This is a genomic window from Pseudonocardia sp. DxW, from assembly GCF_058448985.1.
Map to the genome: position 1 here is coordinate 1 of NZ_JBZFLK010000057.1, position 3,462 is coordinate 3,462.

Sequence of the window (3,462 nt, forward strand, 5' to 3'; positions counted from 1 at the left end):
CCATCACGACGAAGCCGGGGCCGAGGGCTCCGGAGCGCCGCATCCGGATCACGATGCTCCGGTCTGCCATGACGCCGGCAGCCATGACGAGTCGACTCTGACCGCTCGCGGGGATCGCCCCGCCGTGCCCGACGTCGTCGCGGGAGCGGGCATCGACGTCCGTGTAGTGGCTGGGCCTCGTGCCCCACCGTGGATAGTCGGTGCGGTCGAGACCGCGCCCGCTCGACCTCAAGGCGGGCGGCACCACCTGACGCTGGCACAGATCTCTCGGACGTAGAGGCCGGGCGACCTCGGGGTTCTCACCCCTGGTCGCCGTCTCCTCCCGTCCCATCACCGCTCCCTGGTGCGGCGTGCCGTCGCGCCTGAACGAGGTCTGTCATGTCCATGCCTTTCACAACTGTCCCTCTCGATGGTCCGGGCGTCGCGCCCCGGCGTTGCGTGAAGTTGACTGATGTCGTCGGTTCCACACCGACGGTGTGGATCGACGCACCGTTCGCCTCCGACGGGCGGGGCTTCTGGGCCAAGCTCGAGGGCACCAACCCCGGCGGGATCAAGGACCGCCCCGCCCTGCACATGGTCGAGCAAGCACGCGAGCGCGGTGACCTGCAGCCGGGTGGACGGATCGTCGAGTCGACCAGCGGCACTCTGGGGCTCGGGCTTGCCCTGGCCGGTATCGCCTACGGGCACCCGGTGACGCTGGTATCCGACCCGGGAATGGAACCGCTGATGTATCGCTTGCTGCGTGCCTACGGCGCCGAGGTGGTGACCGTGCAGGCCGCCGCCGCGTGCGGTGGGTGGCAGCAGGCCCGCCGCGAACGCGTCGCCGAGGTGCTCGACCAGCATCCCGGCGCCTGGTGCCCGGACCAGTACAACAACCCCGACAACGTCAGCGCCTACGCCCCGCTGGCCGACGAGCTGCGCAGCCAACTCGGCCACATCGACGTGCTGGTCTGCTCGGTCGGCACCGGCGGACACTCGGCGGGCATCTCCCGCGCGCTGCGCCGGCATCTGCCCGACCTCGAGGTCGTCGGCGTCGACACGGTGGGTTCGACGATCTTCGGGCAGCCCGCCAGGCCGCGGCTGATGCGCGGCCTGGGTTCGAGCATCCATCCGCACAACGTCGATCACGGCATCTTCTCCGAGGTGCATTGGGTCGCCGCTCACGAGGCGGTCTCGGCGTGCCGGGCGATGGCGTGTGCCAGCTATGCCAGCGGCGGCTGGAGTGTGGGAGCGGTCGGTGCTGTGGCCGGCTGGCTCGCCCGGACCCGACCGCAGGGCACCCGGATCGCCGCGATCTTCCCCGACGGGCCGCAGCGCTACTTCGACACCGTCTACAACGACGAGTTCTGCGAGGCGAAGGGGATCACCATCAGCGGCGCGCCCGTGCACCACCCGGACGAGATCGACCGACCGGACGCGGTCGAGGTCCACCGCTGGACCCGCTGCACCACCGTGCTCGCACCCACCGGGCCGGAGAGCTGATGCGCATCCTCGACAGGTACCGGTCGTTCGACCGGCCGGTCCAGCTGCTGCTGCTCAACCAGCTGACCATCAATCTCGGCTTCTACATGCTCATCCCGTACCTGGCCGATCACCTGTCCCAGGGCCTGGGACTCTCGGTGCTGCTCGTCGGGGTGATCCTGGGGGTGCGCAACTTCTCCCAGCAGGGCATGTTCCTGGTGGGGGGCAGCCTGGCCGACCGGTTCGGCTACAAGCCGATGATCGTGGCCGGGTGCGCCTTGCGGACCGGCGGGTTCGCGCTGCTCGGTCTGGTCGACAACGTGACGACCCTGATCGTGGCGTCGGCCGCGACCGGGTTCGCCGGGGCGCTGTTCAACCCGGCCGTACGCGCGTACATCGCCCGCGATGCCGGGGAACGCCGGGTCGAGGCGTTCGCGCTGTTCAGCGTGTTCTACCAAGCGGGCATCGTGGTCGGCCCGCTCGTGGGTCTGCTGCTGACCGGGATCGACTTCACTGTGACCTGCCTGGTGGCGGCGGCGGTGTTCGCGGTGCTCACGGTGCTGCAGATCCGGGCGCTGCCGGCCCGTGGAGGCGATGCCGACGGGGGGACCGAAGCGGATCGGCGGCCGGTCCTGGGCCAGTGGCGCGACGTCGCCGCGACCCGCGGGTTCCTGCCGTTCTCGGTCGCGATGATCGGCACCTACGTCTTGTCCTACCAGGTGTATCTGGCGCTGCCGCTGCACGCCCGGACACTGGCCGGGCAGGGCGACCTGGGCACGGCGCTGGTGACCGCGCTCTACGTCGTCTCCGGCGGTGTCACCATCGCCGCGCAGATGAAGGTCACCGCGTGGTGTCGTGCGCGCTGGGGCCCGGCCGGTTCGCTCAGTCGTGGCCTCGTCGTGCTCGGTGCGGCGTTCGTGCCCCTGCTGCTCGCCGATGCCCTGCTCGTCGTGCTCCCCGAGGTCGGCGCGGCGGCCGCGACGGTGGTGGGGGTGGCGGCGTTGCTGGCGACGGCGGCGCTGCTCGCGATCGGGACCGCCGTTGTCCTGCCGTTCGAGATGGACACCATCGTCGGGCTCGCGCGCAACCGGCTCGTCGCGACCCACTACGGCTTCTACAACACCGTGTGCGGGGTGGGGATCCTGCTCGGGAATGCGGGGACGGGTTGGGCGATCGATCTTGCCCGCTCCGCCGGGGCCCCCTATGCGCCGTGGCTGGTACTGCTGGTGATCGGGCTGCTGTGTGGGCTGGCCCTGGCCGTGCTGTATCGGCGTGGCCTGCTCACCGCCCCCGACGACGACAGTGGGGCGGCGCCCACCGGGTCGGCTGCCGATCCTGCGACCATCCGGCTGCGGGTGGTCGACCAGCACGATGACCGGCCGACGCACCCGCTGCCACGCGTCCGCCCGGGCGACCGCGGAGCGGCTGCAGCGTCGGCGCAGGCACGTCCCCTGGCCGATCTGCCTGGCGCCGTCCGGCGTCGGTGATCACCTCCGGGGGTGGGGTCCACGACCCCACCCCCGAGGGGGCGGCAGGGCGACGAGATCTTGTGGCGTCTCGCCGATCGGTGACCGCCGGTCAGGCGAGTCGCTGCAGCGTGGCGCCGCCGTCGGTGGAGCGCTCGACGCCGTCGTCGGTCACGACCGTCAGTCGGCCTCCGGGCTCGGCGGTGATCGCTTGCGGTGGGCTCGCGGTGCCGCCACGACGCTGCCAGGTCGCGCCGCGGTCGGTGCTGGCGTGCAGCGTTCCGTCCGGTCCGATCCCGTACACGGTGCCGTCGTCGGCCCACGCCAGGTAGGCCAGCAGCGGGCTTCCGGCGACGGTGGTGAAGGTGGCGCCGCCGTCACGGCTGGCCATGACTCCGTCCTCGGTGGTGGCCAGGATCCCGGCGTTGTCCCCGGGGGTCAGGGCGACGTCGAGGGCGGCCAGCGGAGTGCGTTCCTGCCAGGTTCGTCCGCTGTCGCTGCTGGTCATCAGCAGTCCGCGGGTGGCGTCGAAGCC

General features: G+C 71.5%; 4 protein-coding genes. 2 read left to right on the plus strand and 2 right to left on the minus strand.

Annotated features, from left to right (window positions below; translation table 11 throughout):
• Positions 1-331, minus strand: a 331-nt coding sequence (locus tag ACVJO7_RS33835; RefSeq protein ID WP_491676346.1) for a hypothetical protein, incomplete at its 3' end; no start/stop codon positions are given.
• 53 nt (positions 332-384) lie between these two features.
• Here ACVJO7_RS33835 and ACVJO7_RS33840 point away from each other — a divergent pair.
• On the plus strand, positions 385-1,482 hold the full coding sequence (locus ACVJO7_RS33840) for a PLP-dependent cysteine synthase family protein (protein ID WP_491676349.1): 1,098 nt from the start codon (positions 385-387) through the stop codon (positions 1,480-1,482).
• Positions 1,482-2,948: an MDR family MFS transporter gene (locus ACVJO7_RS33845; protein WP_491676347.1), complete on the plus strand. Its 1,467-nt coding sequence runs from the start codon at positions 1,482-1,484 to the stop codon at positions 2,946-2,948. The genes ACVJO7_RS33840 and ACVJO7_RS33845 overlap by 1 nt, the downstream gene beginning before the upstream one ends.
• Before the next feature lie 91 nt (positions 2,949-3,039).
• Here ACVJO7_RS33845 and ACVJO7_RS33850 read toward each other — a convergent pair.
• A partial coding sequence (locus tag ACVJO7_RS33850) for a WD40/YVTN/BNR-like repeat-containing protein (protein WP_491676348.1) occupies positions 3,040-3,462 on the minus strand: 423 nt, incomplete at its 5' end.